Here is a 22,832-nt window from a genome sequence, read left to right on the forward strand (position 1 = left end):
CGGGAGTTTTTGTTGCTAAAGCGTGGGTGGGTGCTGGAAGTGGGGCGAGGCGTCGAGGTGTTTGGTTGGGCTGGTTGCTGGAGGGGGTCTCCCTTCGGCTAAGGCGTGGATTCGTTGCTAACCGGTGTGCCCCGGCGCCTCACGCCGGGGCCGAACCGCGGCAGCGCGCCGCGGAAAGCAGCCCGTAAGTGTTGTCCAATATATTGGACAACACTTACGGGCTTCGCTGGTTTACAGGGCTCGTAGAGGTTGACCATAAAAGGAGACAACCCCTACGAGCCCTTGGAGAGCCGACGACGATGTCCTACACCAGGCACGATCCCAGTCGCACAGTCCGTGCGCCCCGCGGAACTGAGATCACCGCACGCAGCTGGCAGACGGAAGCCGCGATGCGCATGCTCATGAACAATCTCGACCCAGAGGTTGCCGAAAGGCCCGAAGACCTCGTGGTCTACGGCGGAACTGGCAGAGCAGCCCGCAGCTGGGAAGCCTTCGACGCGATCGTCGATACCCTCAAAGAGCTGCGCGAAGACGAAACTCTGCTCGTCCAGTCCGGCAAACCCGTCGGAGTGCTCCGCACCCACGAATGGGCGCCGCGAGTGCTCATCGCCAATTCAAACCTCGTGGGCGACTGGGCCAACTGGGAGCACTTCCGCAAGCTCGAAGCCGAAGGCCTCATGATGTACGGCCAGATGACCGCGGGCTCCTGGATCTACATCGCCACACAGGGCATCCTCCAGGGCACCTACGAAACCTTCGCCGCCGTTGCCAACGAACACTTCGACGGCACACTGGCCGGCACGCTCACCGTCACTGCCGGGTGCGGCGGTATGGGCGGTGCCCAGCCGCTTTCAGTAACACTCAACGGCGGTGCGTGCCTTATCATCGACGTCGACCGGACCCGCATGGAGCGCCGCCAGGGCAAGCGCTACCTCGACGAGGTTGTTTCGGACCTCGACGAAGCTCTCGACCTGGTTCTTGCCGCCAAGGCCGACAAGCGCGCCCTTTCTGTGGGTCTCGTGGGCAACGCGGCGGACATTCTGCCGGAGCTGCTGGACCGCGGTGTTGCCGTCGACATCGTCACCGACCAAACCTCAGCACACGACCCCCTGTCCTACCTGCCGCTTGGTGTCAGCGTGGACGAATGGTCCGAAGAAGCCGAAGAAAACCCCGAAAAGTTCACCCTGCGCGCGCAGGAGTCGATGGCCAAGCACGTCGCCGCAATGGTCGGCTTCCAGGACAAGGGCGCGGTCGTGTTCGACTACGGCAACTCCATCCGCGATGAAGCCCGCAAGGCCGGTTATGACCGTGCCTTTGAGTTCCCCGGCTTTGTGCCGGCCTACATCCGACCGCTGTTCTGCGAGGGCCTTGGCCCCTTCCGCTGGGTCGCCCTGTCCGGAGATCCGGAAGATATTCGGGTGACTGACGAAGCACTCAAAGAGCTCTTCCCTGACAACGATCACCTGCACCGTTGGCTCGACGCCGCACAGGAGTACGTGGAGTTCGAAGGTCTGCCCGCCCGCATCTGCTGGCTGGGCTACCGGGAGCGCCACAAGGCGGGACTGCTGTTCAACCAGCTGGTTGCCGACGGCAAAGTGTCGGCCCCCATCGTCATCGGCCGTGACCACCTGGACTCCGGTTCTGTGGCGAGCCCGTACCGCGAAACCGAAGCCATGCGCGATGGCTCGGATGCCGTGGCTGACTGGCCTTTGCTCAACGCCCTAGTCAACACCTCTTCGGGTGCCAGCTGGGTGTCCCTGCACCACGGGGGAGGTGTCGGCATGGGTCGGTCTATTCACGCCGGCCAGGTCTCGGTTGCCGATGGCACGGAGCTTGCCGCGCAGAAGCTCGAGCGTCTGCTGACGAACGACCCCGCGATGGGCGTCATCCGCCACGTGGATGCAGGCTACGAGCGTGCTCACGATGTCGCCGCTGAGCGTGGACTGTGGGTTCCCGCAGATGAAAATCTCAACCACCGCGCCAAGCAGGACGCGTAGGCTGAAGTCATGACTTCTCTGCTTGTCACCGACATTGCTGAGCTCGTCACGAACGACCCGCACGCGCAGGACCTCCTGGGCGTGCGGCAGAACGCTGCGATGCTCGTTGAGGACGGCACGGTGGCCTGGATCGGCGACACCGCGAAGGCTCCCGCCGCGGACGAGGTGGTCTCGGCTGCCGGCCGCGCTGTCATCCCGGGTTTTGTCGACAGCCACAATCACCTGATCTTCGCGGGCGACCGCTCGGAAGAGTTCGCCGCTCGCATGGCCGGGCAGGCCTATTCGGCCGGCGGAATCGCCACGACCGTCAGCGCGACTCGCGAAGCTTCGGCCCAGCAGCTGGAGGACAACCTCGTTCGTCTGCTGCGGCAGGCGGAGCACAGCGGCACCACGACGTTTGAGGTCAAGTCCGGCTACGGCCTGACAGTCGAAAGCGAACTCGAAGCGCTGCGCATTGCCCGCCGCCACACGGAGGAGACGACCCTCATGGCGGCCCACGTGGTGCCGGCCGAATACAAGGAAGCGCCGGATAACTACGTCGACCTCATCATCGAACAGATGATCCCGCGGGCAGCCCAGGAGGGCCTGGCCAAGTGGATTGACGTGTTCTGCGAGGAAGGTGCGTTTGATATCGCGCAGACCCGCCGGATTGTCGAGGCGGGGCTCGCCCACGGTCTGAAGCCTCGCCTGCACGCGAATCAGCTCAGCGATATGGGCGCCATGGCCCTGGCTGCTGAGGTCGGTGCGGTGTCGGCTGATCACGCGACTTTTGTCAGTGATGAGGACCTGGCTCGCATTGCCGAGGTGGGAACTGTGCTCACGCTGCTGCCCAGCATTGAGTTCTCTACTCGCCAGCCGTACCCGGATGTCCGCAGGTATCACGAGGCGGGGGTCACGGTGGCGATCGCATCTGACTGCAATCCGGGCAGCGGCTTTTCGAATTCGATTCCCTTCTGCATGGCCATTGCCGTACGCGATATGCACTTCACGGTCGAGCAGGCGCTGTGGTCAGCCACGGCCGGCGGTGCGCGCGCCCTGCAGCGGACCGATGTGGGTGCGCTGACCGTGGGCAGTCGGGCTGATTTCAGCATTCTGGATGCCCCGTCCTATCGGCATTTGGTCTACCGGCCCGGTGTGCAGCAGATCGCTGAGGTCTACCGCGCCGGCACACTCATCTCCTCGAACCCATCCCCATTCACATGTAAGGAGCTCCCGTGACGACTTCTGTCGCTCTTGATCCCCAGGCTCTGTCGTTTGCCGATGTCGTGGCTGTTGCTCGGCACGGCGCACAGGTCACCATCCCGGATTCTGTTCTCGCTGATGTCGCAGAGGCCCGACGTGCGGTGGATGCTCTGGCCGCCCACCCGAAGCCCGTCTACGGCGTTTCGACCGGCTTCGGGGCGCTCGCGCAGCGCCACATTCCGCACGATAGTCGCGCGCAGCTGCAGAAGTCGCTCATCCGCTCCCACGCTGCGGGCATCGGCGACCCGGTAGAGGTCGAGGTGGTGCGTGCGCTCATGCTGCTGCGTGCCCGCACTCTGGCCACCGGGCGGACGGGTGTGAAGGTTGAGACCCTGCAGACCTATGTTGAGATTCTCAACGCCGGCATCACCCCGTGGGTGCATGAGCACGGTTCGCTCGGCTGTTCTGGTGACCTCGCCCCGCTGTCAGCGTGCGCACTCGTGGTGATGGGCGAAGGCAAGGTGCACGGCCCGGACGGTGAGCCCGTCGATGCTGGCCCCGTCCTTGCCGAAGCGGGCATCACTCCGGTCGAGCTTGAGGAAAAGGAGGGCTTGGCGCTCGTCAATGGAACCGACGGGATGCTGGGCATGCTTATCCTTGCGCTGTATGACCTTGAGAAGCTTTTGACGACCGCTGATATCAGCGCGGCTATGTCTGTTGAGTCCCAGTTGGGCACCGACCAGGTGTTCAAGCCCGAACTGCACTACCCTCTGCGCCCACACCCGGGCCAGCGCACGAGTGCGGGCAATATGTTCGCGGCTCTGCAGGATTCCGAGATTATGGCCAGCCACCGAGATTCGGAGCATTTGGTGCAGGATGCGTATTCGCTCCGCTGTTCGCCGCAGGTGACCGGTGCCGCCCGGGATGCCGCAGTGTTTGCGGCGCAGGTGGCCGCACGTGAAATCCGTTCTGCTGTGGACAACCCGGTGGTTCTCCCGGACGGCACCGTGTCCTCCAATGGCAACTTCCACGGAGCTCCGCTTGCCCACCAGTTGGACTTCTTGGCGATTGTGGCTGCCGATGTCGCCTCAATTGCGGAGCGTCGCACGGATCGGGCGATGGACAAGACGCGCAATGAGGGCCTGCACTCGTTCTTGGCGCATGACCCGGGTGTGGATTCGGGCTTGATGATTGCGCATTACACGCAGGCGGCCATGGTGTCGGAATCCAAGCGGCTGGCCACACCGGCGAGTGTTGATTCGATTCCGTCGTCGGCGATGCAGGAAGATCACGTGTCGATGGGGTGGGGTGCGGCCCGCAAGCTGCGCCAATCTTTGGACAACCTGGCGCGTGTCCTGGCAGTCGAAATCTATGCGGCAGCGCGGGCGGCGGATCTGCGTGACGCGGCCGCCAGCCCCGTGACCGGTGCTGTCATCAGCCTGCTGCGCGAAACCGTTCCCGGCCCCGGCTCGGACCGCTTCATGTCGCCCGAACTCGCGCAGACTGTTGAGCTTGTGACCAGCGGCGCTGTCCTCACCGCCGCTTCGGAGCTCGGAACGTTTGAGCACACGCTCGCGGACGTCGACGGCACGGTGCTCACCGGGGTCAGCTGATGTCGGTTCTGGGGCTTATGGCCGCAATCCGCGATGTCGGACGCGACCCATCCGGCCTGGGCTACCGGCGTTTCGGCTTCAGCGGTGAAGAGCGCACCCTGCGTGAATGGTTCATCGCCGAGTGCCGTAAGCGCGGCTTTGACGTCGAAATCGACTTCAACGGCATCACGTGGGCGTGGGTGACCAGGCCTGGACCGAACGCCGTGGTCACCGGATCGCACCTGGACTCCGTCCCTGGCGGAGGTGAGTTCGACGGTCCGCTGGGTGTCACCTCGGCCCTGGCTGCGGTCGACCAGCTGAAAGCCGATGGTCGCCTCGAACGGGCGGAAAGGCCCCTGGCGATTGCCGTGTTCCCCGAAGAGGAGGGCAGCCGCTTCGGCGTTGCCTGCCTGGGCTCGCGCCTGCTGACGGGAGCCATCGACCGTGACAGGGCGCTGGCACTCAAGGACGCCGACGGCGTGACATTCGCCCAGGCGGCCAGCGCCTACGGCCTCACACCGGAGCACATGGGCGCTGACCATGACCGCCTGAACCAAATCGGATCGTTCATCGAGCTGCACGTCGAACAGGGCGTGGGGCTCATCAACACCGACCAGCCGGTGTCGATCGGCAGTTCGATCATCGGCCACGGCCGCTGGAACTTCCGGTTCACAGGGCAGGGCAACCACGCCGGAACAACCCCGATGAGCCACCGGGCTGACCCGGTTGCTGCGGCAAGTTCTGTGATCGGCGGGATTCCGCAGATCGCCGGGGCGCACAGCGGTTCTGTCGCCACGGTCGGCAGGACGCACATTCACCCCGGCGGGACGAACGTCATCGCCTCGTCCATGGACTTCTGGCTGGACATCCGCCACCCTGACGACACGGTTGTCGAGGCGGTGCTCGCCGACATCACCGACCGCGCCCAGGACCTCGCCGCGAGTGTTGAGGGGCTCACCGCCGAAGTGCGGCGCGAATCCTATTCGCCGACCGTGGACTTCCACGCAGCCCTCAACGACAGGCTGCAGGCGGTCTTGCCGAACGCACCGCGCATGCCGTCAGGAGCGGGCCACGACGCCGGCATTCTCGCCGCCCACGTGCCCTCGGCCATGCTCTACGTGCGCAATCCCACGGGTGTTTCCCACGCGCCGGAAGAGGCGTGCGAAGAATCCGACCAGATCGCCGGAGCGGCCGCCCTTGCCGATGTTCTGGCCGCGGAACTGAAAGCCACAGCATGAAGCTCTTCTTTCCCCGCGCCTACATAGACGGCGAAATCCGCACCGATGTCCTCGTCACGGCTGATGAGAGCGGCACCATCACCGCTGTCGAATGCGGCACCCCGCCCGCCCCGGAGCCAGCTGCCTCCGTGCCAGCCGCCCCCGGCACCTCGCCCGGTTCCCCAACCGGCACCTCGTCAGAAGACATCCACGTCTTCACCGGAACGGCCTTCCCCGGTGCGCACAATGCGCACTCGCATGCCTTCCACCGCCTGCTGCGCGGGCGGACGCACGATGACGGGGGCACCTTCTGGACGTGGCGGCAGGAAATGTATGCCGCAGCTGCCTCCCTGACCCCGCAGCTGTACCGCGAGGTCGCCACGGCGGTGTTCGGGGAGATGATCGAGGCCGGCTACACCTCGGTCGGCGAGTTCCACTACGTCCACCACGCCCCGGACGGCACCGCCTACCCCGACCACGCCATGGAGCGCGCCTTGGCCGAAGCGGCAGCAACAGCCGGCATCCGCCTGGTCCTGCTGGACACGTGCTATCTGCAAGGCAGCATCGGCAAAGAGCTCGCACCCGAACAGACGCGCTTCGGCGATGGCAGCATTGACGGGTACATGCGCAGGCACGCCAGTCTGCGCGAAGCACTTGCCGACTTCAGCCCGCTGGTCACCGTCGGCGCGGCCATCCACTCGGTGCGTGCGGTCGCCGCGGAAGGCCTTCCGCGCTTTGCCGAACTCGACGGCCCCCTGCACATCCACCTGTCCGAACAGCCCGCCGAAAACGAACAGGCGCTCGCCGCCTACGGGAAGACCCCCACGCGGCTGCTCGCCGAGGCGGGGCTCCTGTCACCGCGCCTGTCGGCGGTGCACGCCACTCACCTGAGCGATGACGACATTCGGCTGCTGGGGGATGCCGGGGTGCACATCGTCATGTGCCCCACGACCGAGGCGGATCTCGCCGACGGGATCGGGCCGGCACGTGCGCTCGCGGACGCCGGAGCGGTCATCTGCCTGGGCTCTGACCAGCACGTTGTGCTGGACTCCATGCGGGAACTGCAGGCACTGGAAGCCGGTGAGCGGCTGGCATCGGGCCAGAGGGGACGCTTCAGCCCAGCCGAACTCATCACCGCCCTGACGCAGTCCGGGGCTTCGGCGTTGGGTCTGCGCTCTGGGATTGCGGTAGGGTGCCCAGCAGACATCGTCACTGTTGAGCACGCAAGTGTTCGCACCGCCGGTTCACGCGGAGAACAGGTGGTGATGTCGGCCACCGCTGCGGATATCAGCGCCGTCATCGTTGCCGGCCGGGTTCGCCGCTCTCGCCCTAAGAGCGCTGAACAGGATCCGCTGGGGAGGCTCTACACACGGTTTTTCAAGGAGGAATAACGTGGCAGAAGTTCCGGCACTCAGGCGTTCCGTTGGGATTCTGCGCCATCTGGGCTCGTCACTGCGGCCCATCAGCGCCGGAGCTCTCGCACGCACCCTGGACATTCCCCGCTCCAGCCTGTACGACCTCCTGGCTGTTCTTGAAGAGCTCGACATGGTGCGCAAAGTCGACACCGGCTATGTGCTGGGCTCTGGTATCAGTGAACTCGACGCCGCGCACTCACGTCACGCGTCTCTGCAGCGGATTGCCCAGCCGGCTGCGCTCGAAACAGCTGAAGCGGCCGGCGGTTCCGTCCAGTTGGCGGTTCTGCGCGGCTGGGAGACGGTGTACCTGCTGAAGGAGTCAGCCAAGAGGGCGCCGCGGATCGTCACCGAGGCCGGCATCCGCATGCCCGCCTATCTCACCGCGACCGGCCGGGCGATCCTGTCCCGGCTGGAGAGGCGCGAGGTGGTGGCGATCTTCTCTTCTGAACTCGTCTTTGCGCAGCGCACGGGGCAGGGGCCCACGTCGCTGCGGGAACTCAACAGCGAATTGGCCGGTGTTCGCTCCCGCGGCTATTCGATTGAGCACGGTGAAATCAGCGACGGCATTTGGACTGTTGCCGCCCCCATTGTCGATGCCGCGGGCAGGCCGATTGCCGCGTTCGGCATTTCGCTGCCCACTGATGACAGTGGGGAAGATCGTGAAAAGGAAGTCAGCGCGCTGGCAGTAGAAGCCGCTGAGGGAATCTCAGTGCGTCTGCGCTGAGCCTTTGCCCAGGAGCACTTCTCCGATGCGCACCGAAACAGCCGGCGGTGAGGAGAGTGGAAGCTTTGAAAAAATACGAATTCAGTACAGAATGGGTTTTTCGGACAGAATCACACGTTCACGAAGCGCACAGATACGTCTCATCTATCGCCGAGCCGGTTTTATGTCAGTGGTTATCGGTAGGCTGAGATTCGTAAGGGTGAACTTGGCGTCACCCGCTGCGCTGTAACAGGCGTATACGCAGAAAGGAGCAGGAATGGCGGATGTCCCGGCTCTTCGGCGCGCAGTTGCGATGCTGCGTGCTGTTTCCCTCAGCAACGAGCCCATGAGCGCCGGACAGCTGTCACGGGAACTCGATATTCCCCGCTCCACCGTCTATGACATCCTTGCGGTCCTTGAAGAGCTCAACGTTGTCAGCAAGTGCAAGAACGGCTACGTGCCGGGGCCGGCGTCTACTGGCGTGGGTGCTGCGTATCTGCGCTCCGTGCCGTTGGTCAATGCGACAGTTCCGGCCATGCGCGCGCTGGCAGACGCCATTGACGGCTGTGTTCACCTGTCCACGCTGCGCGGCAATGAAGCACAGATCCTCACGGCAGACCGTGGTCCTGACGCGCCCATGTGCCCGTCGTGGCCCGGTGATGTGCAGCCGGTCGCAACATCAGCAGCCGGCCAGGCGATTCTGTCCTGCCTGCCCAAAGGTGCGATTGCCGGACTCATCGACGAACACCTGATGCCCAAGGTCCTGGAAGAGCTTCGCGCGGTCCGTCTGCGCGGCTATGCCATCGAACGCTGCGACGATTCCAGCACGTGGATCATCGGCGCCGCACTGCAACCCAGATCAGGCTCGCTGGTTGCGGCCCTTTCCATCGTCCTGCCGGCCAACTACTGGAGTGCTGACAACGAACTGCGCGTTGCGAAAGCCCTCAAGCTCACCGTCAAGAGGCTTTCTGACCGTCTCAACTGACGGTTAGGGTTGTTTCGTGACTTTGCGACACGACCCTGCAGACGAGCCCTTCTTCCGTGAATGGAACGAAGCGCGCCGCCGTGAAAACGGAGGCCAGCGGACAATTACACGGTCCCGTAAGCGCTCAACCCTCCTGCAGGAACACCTGGGACTGCACCGGGGTCTTCCCGTCCCCGCCTGTCTCACAGTCGGATCAAAGGGCAAAGGCACCGCGGTGGCGGCAGCAACTGCGACTCTGCACGCCGCGGGTCTGCGCGTGGGAACCATCACGAGTCCGCCGCTGCGCCACAATCGCGAACGCATTCGCATTGACGGCCGCGCGATTTCCCAAGCGGACTACGGAGCGCTGTCCCAGCGGGCCGCCCGTGCGCTTGAGGCTCTGCCCTCCTCAGATGACGGCTATCTGCCGCCTTCGGGCATGTACACCCTCATCGGGCTCAGCTGGTTGCTGGATGCAGAGGTTGACGTCCTCGTCGTCGAGGAGGGCCTGGGCGGTCTGAGCGACGATGTTTCGCTGTTCTCCTACCCGGTTGTCGGGGTCACGCAGATCTTTGCGGAACACCTGGATGTTCTGGGCGGTTCGCTCGATGCTGTTGCGGCTGATCTGCTGGGAGTCATCGACGACGCCACAGAGCGGGTCTTGGCGTTTTCACCACAGCCGCCCCAAGCACAGAGCCGCCTGCCTGAGCACACAGACTTCGTTGAAACAGGGGCAACCCTGGAGCGCAATATCCGAGTAGGCGCTAAAACTGCGTGCAGTCTGCTGGAAGTCAGCTTCCCAGACCGGAAGCAGGCAGCCCTGCCGAATGCCGAAGAGCTCGCAGAAAAGCTGATTCTGCCCGGCCGCGCGTCCCTGCACACGGTCAGTGGGGCGCAGTGGTGCATCGACACGTCCATCAGCCCGGAAGGTGTGGCTGATATTCGTGCTCGCGCCGAAGGGATCCTGCGTCCCGGTTTTCGGGTGCTGGCTGCATTTCCGGATGTCAAAGACGTCGAAGGCTGCATAGCCGAACTTGAGGGGCTGCCCGTGACATTCGTCGGTGCGGGCCGCGAATACCTCAACTACAGCCGATCACAGGCCGACACAACAACCCAGCAAGCAGTGCATAACGCCCAGGCCGCCGGCAGTGATGTGCTGGCGGTGGGCACGCAGTCCTTCGCCGGGGAACTGCTGGAAATCCTCGAAGCCGACACTGACCGCTGGTGGTGAGGAAGCCCGATCAGTCGTCGTCGACGACCTCGCCCTCGATCACCTGGGGGCCTTCACCTCGGCCGTTCCTGCCGCCTCGACCACCCGGGCCGCCGATCCGACCGGAAGCCGACCACCCCTGAGCCTGCCCGTTCTGCGTGCGGAAGGCGCGGAAAGTCGTGGTGATCCGGCGGGCCAGCATCAAGCTGAGAACACCGTAGATGGCCAGCAGGAACGCGGCCAGGTACATGCCGATCGTGATGGTGTCAGCCGGGAAGACGGGCATGAGGAAACCGGCGAAGACCGCGGAAATGCCGAGCACCAGACCCAACCACCACGAGCGCACACCCAGGCTGCGCATGAGAACAGACACAAGGATGACACCCGCGCCGAACAGAACGGCCCCAATGCTCATAACCACCACGAGGAAGCCCAGAAGAGCATTGGGTGCCGCCAGAATCAGAATGCCGAGCAGCGCCGACAGGATCGTATGCCCCAAAGCCAGACCGGACTTGCGGCGCACTGAGGCGATCAGCGCGAGCGCGGCATCAGCCAAGAACCAGAAGCCCACCAGGTAGGAGAACACCACGGCACTGTGGCCTGGCCACACCACCAGAAGAATCGAAGCAATGAGCGCGAAGACGCCCTGCAGAACTAAGAACAGGTTGATCGGTCGGACTGCCACGGTAGATCCCTTCCTCACACAGCAATGTCCAAAAGCGCCTGACCGGCAGGGTAGGCGCCGACTGCGGCCGGGAGTTCCCCCGGTCGTCCCGACAGGTACACGTGCCGTAGCCGGCCGGCGGGCTGAGCCTCGGGACTGGGGTTCAGTCCCAGTCGGTGCAGCGTCTGCTGGGCAACGGCGCCGTGCGAATCGTACAGCTGCCTGATACCCGGGCGGGCGGCGCGAATGACGTCTGCCACCAGGCCGTAGTGAGTGCAGCCGAGCACAATGTCGGTAATGCCTTCGGGGGTGTCGGCCATTGCCTGGGCAACTGCCGCGCGAATGCTCACGGGGTCAGCCGCATCAATGGCCTGCGCCAGTCCGAAGGCCGCTGTTTGGTGAACGTCAAGACCGGCCGCAAACTTCCCGATCAGCTCATTTTGGTACTCACTGTTGGTGGTTGCCGGGGTTGCCCACACGGCAAACGGCCGGCCGGCTTCCGCGGCGGGCTTGATGGCCGGGACGGTGCCGATGATTGGGATCTTGAACTCTTTGCGCAGGGCCGGCAGCGCATTGACCGAGGCGGTGTTGCAGGCCACGACGATCGCATCAGGTTCGTGCTGGGCCAGCGTGCGGGCTGAAAACAGTGCGCGTTTGGTGACATCAGCACCCGACAGGCGGCCGTAGGGGGCGAAGTCCGGGTCCATGGCAAGTACGAGGTCCGCCTGCGGGGCGGCCCGGTGGATGGCGTGGGCGAATGCCGTGAGGCCCAAGCCGGAATCGAAGACGCCGATGGTGGTCATAGCCGCAGCTTTCTGGGTCGAGGTGTCAGCGAGTACGGGTTGTTCTGCGCTGTTCCGGCGGGGCTTTCTGGGTCGGGGCCGGCTGGGATGGATGCGCCGGCTGGGCTGGCGGCCGCGGTGCCGCTGGGGCCCGCGGGTCCGGTCGGTCCGGCTGCTCCCGCGTGGCTGCCCGAGGTGCCGAGGCCTGCGGGTGTTGTCCGGTGCGGAGTTCTGGGGGCGGGCGGGGTGAAGCGGCGCATCTGCTTAAAGTGCGCCTCTGTGAGCCCCGTGCTGTATTCCGGGGCGATCATGAGCAGGCGATCGCCGAAAAGCGTCGTGAAGTGCTCCAGGGTGGTGGTGTGGACGAGGTCGTCGTCAATCCAAATGGCGCGGTCGTCGGGATTGTCGCGCAGGAACTTTTCGACCGCTTTGGCTTTCCACCACGTGTGTGGGTCGTCGGCGTAGTAGTTGAATGACGAATCCGGCATGGCTTCGACCGCGTAGCGGCGCGTGAATCCGAGCTTCGGTTCGATTTCTTCCGTGCATAGGCGCGACCACGTGGACAGCCACACCAGCTGGGCGTAGCGGCGGCGCACAAAGCGCTCCATGAGCTGCACAATGTGCGGTCGGTAGTGCAGTTCGTAGTTCCAAGCGTGAACAGCCCGACGCTTTTCCCGTTTGAACCGGGGTTCCGGCACGGGATAGGAGTTGAGAACGCCGTCGACGTCGAGAAAAATCCGCACGGGCGACTGGGCTTGGACCATAAGTTCATGGTAGCCGTCGCCTTTGATTGAGCAGACATCGTTACAGAAATATCTGTTGACCAAAGCCCTGATGACGATAAAGTACAGGTTCACGGCTCTCAGTGGACTCTCAGCCAAGCGGTTGATTGATTGACGGGATTATCAGAGTAGATAGATGCCGTCGCCAGTGAGTGCGGTGCGAACAGAAAGTTGCTGTCAACGGAGACTAAGGAACATCATGCTGAAACGTTTGCGCTCGACGGCTGTCGCTGCAGCAGTCGCCTCAATAGCTCTGGTCGCCTCTGGCTGTGCCGGCGGTGGCGGAGAAAAAGGCACGGACATTCTGACAATTGCAACCGGCGGTTCTTCCGGCGTCTACTACCAGGTGGGCGCTGGATACGCGAAGCTTCTCAAAGACACGCTGGACTCTGATACAACCGTCCAAGCTACCGGCGCGTCGGTTGAAAACCTGACGCTTATTGAAGACGGCAACGCCGAAATCGCATTCACGCAGGCTGACGCAGTCGACCAGGCACTCAAGGGCGAAGGCCCGTTCGAAGACAAGCAGATCGACGAGATCCAGGCTATTGGTGCACTGTACGACCAGTACATCCAGGTGGTCACCACGGAGAAGACCGGGATCAAGTCTTTTGATGACCTCAAAGGCAAGCGCATTTCGGTCGGCGACGCGAACTCCGGTGTGGAGCTGAACGCTCGTTCTGTGGTCAAGGCTTACGGCTACACCTATGACGACTTCAAAGTTGACTATCTTTCGTACGGAGATGCCATCGACGCAATGAAGAACGGTCAGTTGGACGCCGCTTTCTTCACTTCCGGTATTCCGAATTCGGCAGTCAGCGACCTTGCTACAACTGAGAAAGTAGTTGTGCTGCCTCTGGATGGTGACGGCGCGAAGACTCTGCTCGAAGAACACGACTACCTGGGTGAAGCCACTATCCCGGCTGATACCTACAACTCTGCGGAAGACATCAAGACCCTGACGATTCCGAACCTCCTGGTTGCCAGCCCTGAACTCACAGAGGAAGCTGGCTATGAAATCACGAAGGTGTTCTACGACAACTTGGACAAGCTCGAGTCGTCGCACAGCTCTGTCGCGGATATCGACCGGGACACCGCTGCTGACGTCAAAGTGACCGACCTTCACCCCGGGGCCAAGAAGTACTTCGAAGAAGAGGGACTTCTGTAAATCTCTCATGGCCAGCCGCAAACCGCCGCCCAGCAGCAAGCGGACGGTGACCCGCCGTGCGCTGCTGGGCGCGGGGCTCGGTTCGGCCGCAGCGCTGATACTGGCGGCCGATGTTCCGGCCCGCTGCCTTGTGGTCAGTTCTGTCCGACCGGAGAAGCAGAACTTCTATCACGTGCCCATCAGCGATGGCGACAAAATCACGCTTCGGTGGATCCACTCGGTAGATCACAACCCGTGGGTGGAGCACTATTTCGTCCAGGGGCGCGAGCTTCGGCTGGACTGCATTGAACTTCGGACGATGGGAGCGGGGACCCCGTCGTCTGCGCCGCGAGTGTACAGAGCCGGCGAATCGCTGCACATGTGCGGTTTTGATCGGCTGTACGACTCCCTCAACTGGATACATTCCCACGACGTCGCACACACAGTGACAATCCGCCGACAGCAGGGAACCGGGTGGTCTTCGGACGTTATCGAGACCGAAGATCTTCCTCATCGAGCTTCGATCACCCTTCGCGTTCTCTGAACGAGGCGTCCTTTTCGGGCAGTTCGCGTTCGGCGTTCACCGCCCTTCAATCTTGGAGATCTCATGAATTCGACAGCAAAACCGAAGTCTGTTTCCGATGGTGATGGCCTGCGCCCCGATGGGGAAGTCGCCGAAGAAACACAAGAGCTGCTGGAAGATTTGGACCGAGAATCGCGTACTCGGCCCTATCAGGACACGTGGTTGAAGATCCCGGTTCTCGTTGCCGGGGTTGTGCTGTCGCTCTACCACATGTACATCGCGCTGTTCTCCGGCCCGCCGCAGCTGGTGCACCGTGCAATCCACGTCTCTGCCATCCTGGTGCTGTGCTTTGCGCTGTACCGCCCCACGCGCAAGCAGGGCAAGCCGACAGTTCCCTGGTATGACTGGGTGTTTGTCGCGATTTCAGCGTCGATCGCGATGTACATCGCACCGAAGTACAGCGAAATCGTTTCCGCCGGTGGTCGTTTTGACACGATCGACGTTGTATTCGGCGCACTTCTTGTCTTTGTGGTTCTGGAAGCGGCACGCCGACTCACCGGCTGGGCTCTGCCCGTTCTTGCGGTGCTGTTCATCGTGTACGGAATCTACGGCCGGTATATGCCCGGGGCTTTTAAGCACCGCGGCTACGACCTCGACCGCATCCTCAACTTCATGCTGTCGACGAACGAGGGCGTTTTCTCCACTGCCATCGGCGTTTCGTCTACCTACATTTTCCTGTTCATCCTTTTCGGCGCAGTTTTGGCAAAGTCCGGTATGGGCGAGTTCTTCAATAACCTCGCGATGGCGATAGCCGGTCAAACCCGTGGCGGTCCCGCCAAGGTGTCGGTGATTGCCTCAGGCTTCCTCGGATCGATCAACGGTTCGGCGATCGCCAATGTTGTGACAACGGGTGCGTTCACTATTCCGCTTATGAAGCGCATCGGCTATCGCCCCAACTTCGCGGGCGCAGTTGAAGCGTCGGCTTCTGTCGGCGGGCAGCTGCTTCCGCCGATCATGGGAGCGGCGGCGTTCATCATGGCCGAAACTCTGGGTGTTCCCTATCAGCAGATCGCACTCGTGGCAATCGTTCCCGCGCTGCTGTACTACCTCGGCGTTATTGTCCAGGTGCACCTGAGAGCCACCCGTGACGGTTTGCAGGGAATTTCGAAAGACAACATTCCCGCTGTCCTCAGCGTGCTGAAGGAGCGCGGTCACCTGCTGATTCCGCTGGCTTACCTGCTGTTCATGCTGTTCTTCTCGGGCCGAACGATTCTCTTCTCGGCCGTCACAACGGTCATCGTCACGATCATCGTGGCCCAGCTGCGCAAGAGCACGCGGATGTCCATTATGAACATCCTTGAGTCCCTGCGCGATGGTGCGATCACAGCTGTTTCTGTTGCTGTCGCCTGCGCGTGCGTCGGGATCATCGTCGGGATTGCGACCCTGACGGGACTGGGCGTCAAACTCGCCGGAGCGATCGTCGCCATCGGCGGGGGCCTCCTGCTGCCTACGCTCATCATGACGGCGTTGGCCTGCATCATCCTCGGAATGGGCCTTCCGTCTATTCCGGCCTACATCATCACGGCGACCATGGCTGCCCCAGCTCTGGGCCAGATCGGTGTGGAACCTCTGGTTGCGCACCTGTTCGTGTTCTACTTCGGCCTGTTCGCCAACATCACACCACCGGTGGCGCTGGCAGCCTTCGCCGGAGCCGGCTTGGCTGGGGGCGATCCGATGAAGACCGGTTTCGCGGCAATGAAACTTGCGGTGGCCGGCTACATCGTTCCCTTCGTCTTCGTATACAACCCTGGCCTGCTGTGGCAGGAGGTCGCAATTCCCGAAGCGCTGTGGATCACGGTTACGGCAACCATCGGCGTTCTGGTGCTCGCCGTTGCCGCGGAGGGGATGTTCATGGTCCGAGTTCCGATCATCGTGCGACTCATCATGGCCTCCGGCGCAATCCTGCTCATTGTGCCCGGTTCGATGACAGACATCGTCGCGTTTGGGATTCTCGGCGTCGGTTTTGCCATCCAGCTGGCGCTTGCAGCCAGGAAGCAGAGGTTGAGCATTCGCAGTATCTGACGAAACCCCGGAGGGAAGTCAACGATGTTTAAGCAGAACTTCGGAGTGATCGGCGGGGGAATCATCGGCGCTGCCGTTGCACGGGAGCTGACGCAGCGCTTTCCCGGTGCTTCTGTCACCGTGCTCGACAAGGAGCAGTCCGCCGCTGAGCACCAAACCGGCCACAATTCCGGGGTGGTCCACGCGGGTCTCTACTACGATCCGGGCAGCTTGAAGGCACGCCTGTGTCGCCGAGGCGTCAACCTCATTCGCGACTATGCGCTCGACCGCGGCTTGCCGTACGAGGAGTGCGGCAAACTCGTCGTCGCATTGAACGAGACTGAAGAATCCCGCCTCGCTGCGATCCATGAGCGGGCCGTCGCAAACGGGGTTCCCGGCATTGAGCTGATCGGTCCCGATGGGATTCGCGATGTCGAACCGAACGCGGTTGGCCGTTTGGCGCTGCGCTCGCCGCAGACGGCCATCATCGACTACGCCGCAGTTGCACGCTCGCTGCTTGACGATGTGGAGCAAGCGGGTGGACAGCTGGTCTTCGGGGCAGAGGTCACGGACATTGCCAACGCAGATGACAGCTGCTCAGTCGTGACGTGCTGCGGCGAAGAAGAGCAGACGTTCGTCTTCGACCACGTGGTCGTGTGCGCTGGTCTGCAGTCCGACAGGGTCGCCAAGCTGGCCGGCGGTGCTGATTATCCCAAGATCGTGCCGTTCTTCGGCCAGTACTCGCGCCTGTCGCCCGAGTACAGGACGATTCTCAATGGACTCGTCTACCCGGTTCCGGACCCCGCCTACCCCTTTCTCGGGGTGCATCTGACTAAACGCGTAGACGGCGAAATGCTGGTGGGGCCGAACGCCTTTCTGTCCTTCGGCCGCGAAAACTACAGCGGTCGTCGAATCGGCTTTTCGGACAGTTTCGCGGTAGCTGCGGACCCTGGCTTTTGGCGGTTCGCCAGTCGCAATGTCAAAGCCGCGGTGCGTGAGCTCAGCGGCGTGATTTCCCGCCAAAAGTTTCTTGTGGGTGCGGAGCAGTATGTGCCCAGTCTGCGAGGCGCTGCATCGACCCCGATCACCCGCGGTATCCGTGCGCAGGCCATGGACCGCAGGGGAAACTTGGTCGATGATTTCGTGATCGAAAGAATCGGGGGTGCGACCCTGGTTCGGAACGCTCCCTCGCCTGGCGCAACCTCGTCCTTGGCTATTGCGGAGTACTTGGTGGACGGCATTGACCTGCGGGGGTGAGACTGCCTTACGCCTGCTCCCGCAGACAGCCCCGCCGTCGGCGTCTACGGTGTCGTCGTCAGCACGGGAACATCGGAGTCCAGCAGAATCCGCTGTGCCTGAGAGCCCAGAATGAACTTGCCGATCGCGCTGCGCTTGCGCAGGCCGATCACAATCATGCTGGCATCGTTTTCTTTGGCACACCGGTTGAGGGTTTCGACCAGATTGTCTTCGTGTTCCGGCTGCAGAACTTCAGCCTCGACCCCGGCTTTGCGGGCCTGCTCTTCCAGGGCCGCTGCTTCAGAAGCATCGAGGGTTGTCACTTCGCTTGCCGCACCCAGCCGCGGGGAGTTCACCACGAGAGCGCGAACGTCGCGAGCCTTCGCCTCGGCAAAGCCCGCCTTGAGAGCAGCCTGACCTTCGGGGGAGGGGAGATAGCCGATGATGACCGTCATGTGCCCACTGTAACGTGGACTGCATGATCGATCCGCTGCTGGCGCTCGCCCGCGATGCCGCTTTCCTCGGGTGGTCGCGCATGGGCCTATGGGCCTCGAAACTGTCCCGCGCACACATTGAAGCCAAAGACGACCCCAACAACCTCGTCACCGAAGCCGACGCTGAAATCGAAGGCCTGGTGCGCGGTTACTTTGCCCGTTTCCGCCCGCAGGACACGGTCGTGGGCGAAGAATCCGCCGCACCCCTGAACGCTCACGAGGTGGAGGACGGTTCCGCTCTTCTGTCCGGTCTTGTGGTTCCGACCCTGGCAGAAGACGCGGAGTTTGCCACGCGCCTGCGTGAGATCGAACCACTGGAATGGCACGTCGACCCGATCGACGGAACCGTCAACTTCGTGCGCGGACTGCCCGCCTACTGCATCTCTTTGGGTGCTCGTCGCCCCGACGACTGCCATCCGGCTGAAGGGCAGTGGGAAATCGGCTTCGTCGCAGCTCCCGTCCTGGACACCGTCTGGTACGCCCGCGCAGGTGCTGGGGCTTGGGTGCGCACAGGACTGCCGCAAGAAGCAGAACTGACGACCGGCGCCTCGGCGACCAGAATCAGCGGAACCCCGGCGGGACTGCCGGGAGCAGTTGCTGCGACCGGCTTCGGCTATGCGCCCCAAAGGCGCGCAGAGCAGGTCAGCAGGCTCAGCCCCGTGCTGCAGGAGTTCGACGACGTCCGCCGCATGGGCTCCGCCGCAATCGACGTCTGCCTAGCGGCGGAAGGAAAGGTCAACGCCTACTTCGAACGCGGATTGGGTGTTTACGACTGGGCCGGGGGAGCGGTTATCGCCCGCGAAGCCGGCCTGCACGTACAGCTGCCCACCGACCGCAGCGAACCTGTGATCATCGCCGACACCGCCGAACGCATGGAATTCCTGCGCCGGCACGCGTAAGGGATCGCGCGGCAGGGACAGCCCGGCAGTGTTTGCGCAGAGTTGATTGCGCGTTGGTTGGTCAGTAGTACACGGCCAGCGGGCCGTGCGGGCCGTCGACAACCTGGACGGGAGTGTTGAACACGCGCGTGAGGATCTCGCTTCGCATGATCTCCTCCGGCGTGCCGAATTCGACGACCTGGCCCTCTTTGACAGCGCAGATGCTGTCCGCGTACGCGGCTGCGAAATTGATGTCGTGCAGCACGATGACAACCGTGCGGCCCAGTTCATTGGCCACGCGGCGCAGGTGGCGCATCATGATGACCGAGTGCTGCATATCGAGGTTGTTCAGCGGTTCATCCAGCAGGACGTAGTCCGTTTCCTGCGCCAACACCATCGCCACATAGGCCCGCTGGCGCTGACCGCCGGAAAGCTCATCGAGGTAGCGGCCTTCTAAACGGCTGAGTCCCAAGAAGTCGATGGCTTCGCTGATCGCGGTTTCGTCCTGCGGAGTCAAGCGGCCCTTGGAGTGGGGAAAGCGTCCGAAGCCCACCAGCTGACGGACAGTCAGCCGCGTGACGAAGTGGTTCTCCTGGCGCAGGATCGACACGACCTTCGCCAGTTCGTCGCTCTTGGTGGTCGTCACATCGTGGCCGCCAACCGTAATGTGGCCGGAGTCCATGGCCATGAGCCGGCCGATCATCGTCAGCAGGGTTGACTTGCCCGCCCCGTTGGGGCCGACGAGTGCCGTAATGCCCTGCGCCGGAATCTCCAGGTCGACCGGACCGATGCAGACGTCATCAGCGTAATTCCGCGCGACGTCGGACAGGTTGATCACAGGCGCCCCTTTCGGAGGATGTAGACGAGGAAGAACGTGCCGCCGACGACTTCCATGATGATGCCCACACTGCCTTCGGCGTAGAACAGGTTCTTCAGAACAAAGTGCGAACCGGCCAGAATCACGTAGCCGACGAGCACACCCATGGGGAACAGCAGACGGTGGTCAAAGGTGTCCGCCAGCTGGTAGGTGATCATCGCGGTCAGAAAGCCGAAGAACGTCATCGGGCCGACCAGTGCGGTGGAAATCGCCATGAGAACGGCGATCATCAGCAATGAGCCGATCAGCAGCCGCTTGTGGTCGAGCCCCAGGTTCACGGCGGCTTCCCGGCCGAGAGCCATGAGGTTGAGCTTGCGGCTGATGAACCACAGCCCGCCGCCGGCCAGCACCATCAGGGGCAGAACGTACGGCAGGTAGCGCGCGTCGGCGTTGGCGATCGAGCCGATGAGCCGAGCAGTGAGGACATCGAACTCACTCGGAGTCAGCAGTCGCTGCATAAAGGTGGACAGAGCGCCCAAACCGCCGCCCAGCACAAGACCGATGAGCAGGGTGATCTGCAGGTCGTGACCGGAAACATCGCGCTTGCCGCCGAAACCGCCCAACAGCCACCCGTAGAGCAGGCCTGACATGGCGGTCATGATGGCAACCTGGGCTAAGAACGGCACGGCTCCGGTCAGCGCGGCCGTGCCGCTGGCGCCGAGGAAGAACACCGCAGCGGTCTGCACGAGCCGGTACAGGGATTCGAAGCCCATGATCGACGGGGTGAGAATGCGGTTGTTCGTCACCGTCTGGAAGGCAATCGTTGCGGTGGACTGTGCGAACGCCACGACGGCAATGATGACCAGGGTGGAGGCGCGCAGCTTTGAAATGGCCCAGAAGCCCGGGTGGCTCATGGGGACGGGGCTTTTCCATGCGAGCGTGGCAGCCGTGATCGCAACGGCGAGCACGGCCAGTCCGATCATCATCATCCAGTAGCGGCGCTTCTTTGCCTTGGTGGGAAGAGCGCCGGAAAAGCGTTCGGGGGCCGCTCGTAGGGAGTCGGCGACCAGGCACTCCTCAAACAGGATGGGGTGACCGGCGGGAAGGCGCTCATTGGCCGAAACCCGCGGAGGCAGGGAGCGGGGAGTGTCAGACACGAGACTTCTTCCTCAGCAGGAGAGCGATGAACACGACCGAGCCGACAACGCCCAGGATCAGGCTGACCGGAACTTCGAACGGGGCGATGATGATCCGCCCGATGATGTCAGACACGGTCACGGCGGCAATGCCCATGAGGGCCACCCACGGAAGATTGGAGCGCAGGTCGTCGCCGCGGAACATAGACACGATATTCGGGACCACCAGGCCGAGGAAAGGCAGGTTGCCGACGACGACCGTGACGACACCGGTCGCCAGTGCGACGAGCCCCGTGCCCAGCAGGATGACCCGGTTGTAGTTGATGCCGACGTTGACGGCCACGCTTTCGCCCAGCCCTACAACCGTGAAGCGGTCAGCGGCGATGAAGATCGCGACGGCGATTGCGACGACAATCCACAGCGGTTCGTACTGGCCTTTCAGCACCGAGGTGAAAGAGCCGGCAAACCAGATGCCGAGGCTCTGCAGCATGTCGGTTGCCAGGGCGATGTAGGTGGAGACCGCGCCGACGACCGCGCCGAGCATGAGCCCGACGATCGGCACGATGACGGACGAGCGCAGAGTCACTTGGCGCAGGAACGCGAAGAAGATGAGCGTTCCGATGAAGCTCATGATGATCGCCCCGGCCATCTTGACCAGCAGTCCAGAATCGGGGGCGATGATCATAGTGAGCAGCAGCCCGAGCCCCGCCCATTCGGTGGTTCCGGTGGTCGTCGGTTCGACAAAGCGGTTTTGGGTCATGAGCTGCATGACCAGGCCGCACATGGCCATGGCCGCACCGGAGAGCACGAGTGCAATGGTCCGGGGGATGCGCGTGATCGCGAACATTTCGGCACCGCCCTCGCCGAAGATGTCGAAGACGCCGACAAAAAGAGAAGCAACGACCAGCGCCGCAGTCAAGGCGACTGCGGCGCCGAATCGCCACGTGAGCAGGGCGGGGCGTGTCACTGCTTGCCGAATTCCTCCGCGAGGTTCTCAAGGGCCTCGGTGTAGGTCTGGATGGATTCGTTGACGTAGGTGTCTTCCGGCATGTACAGCACGTGGCCTTCCTTGATGGCGGTCACGTTCTTGAGTGCAGCGGAGTTCGAAACGACGTCCTTTGCCGGGTGGTACTTTTCGCCGTCCTTCATGGTGATGGCGGCATCGCGGTCCATGACGATGATCCAGTCAGGGTTGGACTTGGCGATTGCTTCGACGCTGACGTCATCGCCTTCGTGGTCTTCCGAGGCATCCGGAACGTCAAGGGCGGGCTTCAGGCCGACCATGTCGAACAGCGGGCCGGCACCGCGGCCCTGGGAGGGAGCGGAGTAGTTGAGGTTGCCGCCGGTGGAGATGAGCCCCATGACGGTTTCGTCCTTGTTGTAGCTGTCCTTGGCTGCCTTTTCGGCGTCCTCGAACTTCTTGACGAGTTCGTCAGCTTCTTTTTCCTTGCCGAAGATTTCGCCCAGAGCGGTGGTCTGGCGCTTGAATTCTTCGTCCAGGGGCTTGCCGTCGCGCGGTTCGAGGTCGACGATCGGGGTGTCTCCGGCGAGTTCCTTGATCTTGTCGGTGTGCTGGGTGAAGCGCTGACCGGTGATGATCACGTCAGGTTCAGCGGCCACGATCGCTTCGAGGTCGGGTTCGCGGTGGTTGCCCAGGTCGACGACAGATTCGTCTTCGCGCAGCTCCAGCGATTTCGGAACAATCTTGCGCGGCGCGGCGACGGGCTTGATGTCCCAGTCTTCAAGCGTCTGGAAGGAGCGGTTGTCCAGGGCGACAACCTTCTTCGGGTTCTTCGGAACCTCGACGGTGCCGTCGTTCGTTTCAATGCTGACGGTTTCAGCGCTGCCGGATTCGCTGTTTTCAGCGGTGCCGGAGCCGCATGCAGCAAGGGTCAGTGCGAGGGAGGTCGCGCCGATGAGTGCGGCGAAGCGTCGTGCAGTCTTCATGCTGTTTCTTTCGTGTATGCGTCGGGAAGTTGAAGATTAGGTAAGGCTTACCTAAAGGGCCCGAACACAGCATAGGGGAAGTATT

21 protein-coding genes are annotated in these 22,832 nt (G+C 62.9%); 13 read left to right on the forward strand and 8 right to left on the reverse strand.

What is annotated here, in order from left to right:
* Nucleotides 1–299: 299 nt before the first annotated feature.
* From hutU to HMPREF3172_RS05030, 8 genes are all read left to right on the forward strand, one after another.
* Nucleotides 300–1,997 (forward strand): urocanate hydratase, encoded by a 1,698-nt coding sequence (gene hutU, locus HMPREF3172_RS04995; RefSeq protein WP_070515881.1) that lies wholly within the window; start codon nt 300–302, stop codon nt 1,995–1,997.
* A gap of 9 nt (nt 1,998–2,006) precedes the next feature.
* The gene (gene hutI / locus HMPREF3172_RS05000; RefSeq protein ID WP_070515883.1) at nt 2,007–3,215 is read left to right on the forward strand and encodes an imidazolonepropionase; all 1,209 of its coding nucleotides are present in this window, start codon (nt 2,007–2,009) and stop codon (nt 3,213–3,215) included.
* Nucleotides 3,212–4,792, forward strand: a complete 1,581-nt coding sequence (gene hutH, locus HMPREF3172_RS05005; RefSeq protein WP_070515885.1) for a histidine ammonia-lyase — start codon at nt 3,212–3,214, stop codon at nt 4,790–4,792. The genes hutI and hutH overlap by 4 nt, the downstream gene beginning before the upstream one ends.
* A complete protein-coding gene (locus HMPREF3172_RS05010; RefSeq protein ID WP_256173211.1) occupies nt 4,792–6,009 on the forward strand; it encodes an allantoate amidohydrolase in 1,218 nt (405 codons plus the stop codon). Before hutH ends, HMPREF3172_RS05010 begins: the two co-directional genes overlap by 1 nt.
* The gene (locus tag HMPREF3172_RS05015; RefSeq protein ID WP_070515890.1) at nt 6,006–7,379 is read left to right on the forward strand and encodes a formimidoylglutamate deiminase; all 1,374 of its coding nucleotides are present in this window, start codon (nt 6,006–6,008) and stop codon (nt 7,377–7,379) included. The genes HMPREF3172_RS05010 and HMPREF3172_RS05015 overlap by 4 nt, the downstream gene beginning before the upstream one ends.
* A 1-nt stretch (nt 7,380) precedes the next feature.
* Complete coding sequence (locus HMPREF3172_RS05020; RefSeq protein WP_070424109.1) at nt 7,381–8,127, forward strand: IclR family transcriptional regulator; 747 nt, start codon at nt 7,381–7,383, stop codon at nt 8,125–8,127.
* Nucleotides 8,128–8,383: 256 nt separating this feature from the next.
* Nucleotides 8,384–9,091: an IclR family transcriptional regulator gene (locus tag HMPREF3172_RS05025; RefSeq protein WP_070515893.1), complete on the forward strand. Its 708-nt coding sequence runs from the start codon at nt 8,384–8,386 to the stop codon at nt 9,089–9,091.
* 16 nt (nt 9,092–9,107) lie between these two features.
* A complete protein-coding gene (locus tag HMPREF3172_RS05030) occupies nt 9,108–10,301 on the forward strand; it encodes a folylpolyglutamate synthase/dihydrofolate synthase family protein (RefSeq protein WP_070515895.1) in 1,194 nt (397 codons plus the stop codon).
* Between the two features lie 10 nt (nt 10,302–10,311).
* Here HMPREF3172_RS05030 and HMPREF3172_RS05035 read toward each other — a convergent pair whose 3' ends face one another.
* Genes HMPREF3172_RS05035 through HMPREF3172_RS05045 form a run of 3 tightly spaced genes read right to left on the reverse strand, consistent with a single transcriptional unit; the run spans nt 10,312 to nt 12,583 of the window.
* Nucleotides 10,312–10,965 (reverse strand): DUF308 domain-containing protein, encoded by a 654-nt coding sequence (locus HMPREF3172_RS05035; protein ID WP_070515897.1) that lies wholly within the window; start codon nt 10,963–10,965, stop codon nt 10,312–10,314.
* A 14-nt stretch (nt 10,966–10,979) separates the two neighbouring features.
* Entirely contained in the window at nt 10,980–11,747 is a 768-nt protein-coding gene (locus tag HMPREF3172_RS05040) for a glutamate racemase (protein ID WP_070515900.1), read from the reverse strand.
* Entirely contained in the window at nt 11,744–12,583 is an 840-nt protein-coding gene (locus HMPREF3172_RS05045) for an HAD domain-containing protein (protein ID WP_141741582.1), read from the reverse strand. The genes HMPREF3172_RS05040 and HMPREF3172_RS05045 overlap by 4 nt, the downstream gene beginning before the upstream one ends.
* Before the next feature lie 124 nt (nt 12,584–12,707).
* On the opposite strand from HMPREF3172_RS05045, the gene HMPREF3172_RS05050 reads away from it, so the two are divergent.
* From HMPREF3172_RS05050 to lhgO, 4 genes are all read left to right on the forward strand, one after another.
* A complete protein-coding gene (locus tag HMPREF3172_RS05050; RefSeq protein WP_176746131.1) occupies nt 12,708–13,676 on the forward strand; it encodes a TAXI family TRAP transporter solute-binding subunit in 969 nt (322 codons plus the stop codon).
* Nucleotides 13,677–13,683: 7 nt separating this feature from the next.
* Nucleotides 13,684–14,199, forward strand: coding sequence for a DUF1850 domain-containing protein (locus tag HMPREF3172_RS05055; RefSeq protein ID WP_070515909.1), 516 nt, complete (start codon nt 13,684–13,686; stop codon nt 14,197–14,199).
* 63 nt (nt 14,200–14,262) lie between these two features.
* Nucleotides 14,263–16,260, forward strand: a complete 1,998-nt coding sequence (locus HMPREF3172_RS05060) for a TRAP transporter permease (protein WP_070515911.1) — start codon at nt 14,263–14,265, stop codon at nt 16,258–16,260.
* A 24-nt stretch (nt 16,261–16,284) separates the two neighbouring features.
* On the forward strand, nt 16,285–17,496 hold the full coding sequence (lhgO, locus tag HMPREF3172_RS05065; protein ID WP_070515913.1) for an L-2-hydroxyglutarate oxidase: 1,212 nt from the start codon (nt 16,285–16,287) through the stop codon (nt 17,494–17,496).
* Nucleotides 17,497–17,540: 44 nt separating this feature from the next.
* On the opposite strand, the gene HMPREF3172_RS05070 is transcribed toward lhgO, so the two are convergent.
* Nucleotides 17,541–17,930, reverse strand: a complete 390-nt coding sequence (locus tag HMPREF3172_RS05070) for a universal stress protein (RefSeq protein ID WP_070424100.1) — start codon at nt 17,928–17,930, stop codon at nt 17,541–17,543.
* 23 nt (nt 17,931–17,953) lie between these two features.
* Between HMPREF3172_RS05070 and HMPREF3172_RS05075 the strand changes: the two genes are divergently transcribed.
* On the forward strand, nt 17,954–18,868 hold the full coding sequence (locus HMPREF3172_RS05075) for an inositol monophosphatase family protein (protein WP_070515915.1): 915 nt from the start codon (nt 17,954–17,956) through the stop codon (nt 18,866–18,868).
* 61 nt (nt 18,869–18,929) lie between these two features.
* Here HMPREF3172_RS05075 and HMPREF3172_RS05080 read toward each other — a convergent pair whose 3' ends face one another.
* The 4 genes from HMPREF3172_RS05080 to HMPREF3172_RS05095 are packed head-to-tail and all read right to left on the reverse strand — an operon-like array spanning nt 18,930 to nt 22,747.
* On the reverse strand, nt 18,930–19,685 hold the full coding sequence (locus HMPREF3172_RS05080; protein WP_070515917.1) for an iron ABC transporter ATP-binding protein: 756 nt from the start codon (nt 19,683–19,685) through the stop codon (nt 18,930–18,932).
* Nucleotides 19,682–20,821, reverse strand: coding sequence for an iron chelate uptake ABC transporter family permease subunit (locus HMPREF3172_RS05085; RefSeq protein ID WP_141741583.1), 1,140 nt, complete (start codon nt 20,819–20,821; stop codon nt 19,682–19,684). The genes HMPREF3172_RS05080 and HMPREF3172_RS05085 overlap by 4 nt, the downstream gene beginning before the upstream one ends.
* Nucleotides 20,814–21,767, reverse strand: coding sequence for an ABC transporter permease (locus tag HMPREF3172_RS05090; RefSeq protein WP_070515919.1), 954 nt, complete (start codon nt 21,765–21,767; stop codon nt 20,814–20,816). Before HMPREF3172_RS05090 ends, HMPREF3172_RS05085 begins: the two co-directional genes overlap by 8 nt.
* The gene (locus tag HMPREF3172_RS05095; protein ID WP_070515921.1) at nt 21,764–22,747 is read right to left on the reverse strand and encodes a siderophore ABC transporter substrate-binding protein; all 984 of its coding nucleotides are present in this window, start codon (nt 22,745–22,747) and stop codon (nt 21,764–21,766) included. Before HMPREF3172_RS05095 ends, HMPREF3172_RS05090 begins: the two co-directional genes overlap by 4 nt.
* Between the last annotated feature and the right edge of the window lie 85 nt (nt 22,748–22,832).

The sequence above is a fragment of the Brevibacterium sp. HMSC08F02 genome, assembly GCF_001807555.1.
Lineage (GTDB): Bacteria > Actinomycetota > Actinomycetes > Actinomycetales > Brevibacteriaceae > Brevibacterium > Brevibacterium ravenspurgense.

Bases quoted from the DNA above. Each gene is read 5' to 3' on its own strand.
- hutU (WP_070515881.1), top strand. From the start codon at position 300: ATGTCCTACACCAGGCACGATCCCAGTCGCACAGTCCGTGCGCCCCGC.
- hutI (WP_070515883.1), top strand. From the start codon at position 2,007: ATGACTTCTCTGCTTGTCACCGACATTGCTGAGCTCGTCACGAACGAC.
- HMPREF3172_RS05010 (WP_256173211.1), top strand. From the start codon at position 4,792: ATGTCGGTTCTGGGGCTTATGGCCGCAATCCGCGATGTCGGACGCGAC.
- HMPREF3172_RS05015 (WP_070515890.1), top strand. From the start codon at position 6,006: ATGAAGCTCTTCTTTCCCCGCGCCTACATAGACGGCGAAATCCGCACC.
- HMPREF3172_RS05025 (WP_070515893.1), top strand. From the start codon at position 8,384: ATGGCGGATGTCCCGGCTCTTCGGCGCGCAGTTGCGATGCTGCGTGCT.
- HMPREF3172_RS05040 (WP_070515900.1), bottom strand. From the start codon at position 11,747: ATGACCACCATCGGCGTCTTCGATTCCGGCTTGGGCCTCACGGCATTC.
- HMPREF3172_RS05050 (WP_176746131.1), top strand. From the start codon at position 12,708: ATGCTGAAACGTTTGCGCTCGACGGCTGTCGCTGCAGCAGTCGCCTCA.
- HMPREF3172_RS05055 (WP_070515909.1), top strand. From the start codon at position 13,684: ATGGCCAGCCGCAAACCGCCGCCCAGCAGCAAGCGGACGGTGACCCGC.
- HMPREF3172_RS05060 (WP_070515911.1), top strand. From the start codon at position 14,263: ATGAATTCGACAGCAAAACCGAAGTCTGTTTCCGATGGTGATGGCCTG.
- lhgO (WP_070515913.1), top strand. From the start codon at position 16,285: ATGTTTAAGCAGAACTTCGGAGTGATCGGCGGGGGAATCATCGGCGCT.
- HMPREF3172_RS05070 (WP_070424100.1), bottom strand. From the start codon at position 17,930: ATGACGGTCATCATCGGCTATCTCCCCTCCCCCGAAGGTCAGGCTGCT.
- HMPREF3172_RS05075 (WP_070515915.1), top strand. From the start codon at position 17,954: ATGATCGATCCGCTGCTGGCGCTCGCCCGCGATGCCGCTTTCCTCGGG.
- HMPREF3172_RS05095 (WP_070515921.1), bottom strand. From the start codon at position 22,747: ATGAAGACTGCACGACGCTTCGCCGCACTCATCGGCGCGACCTCCCTC.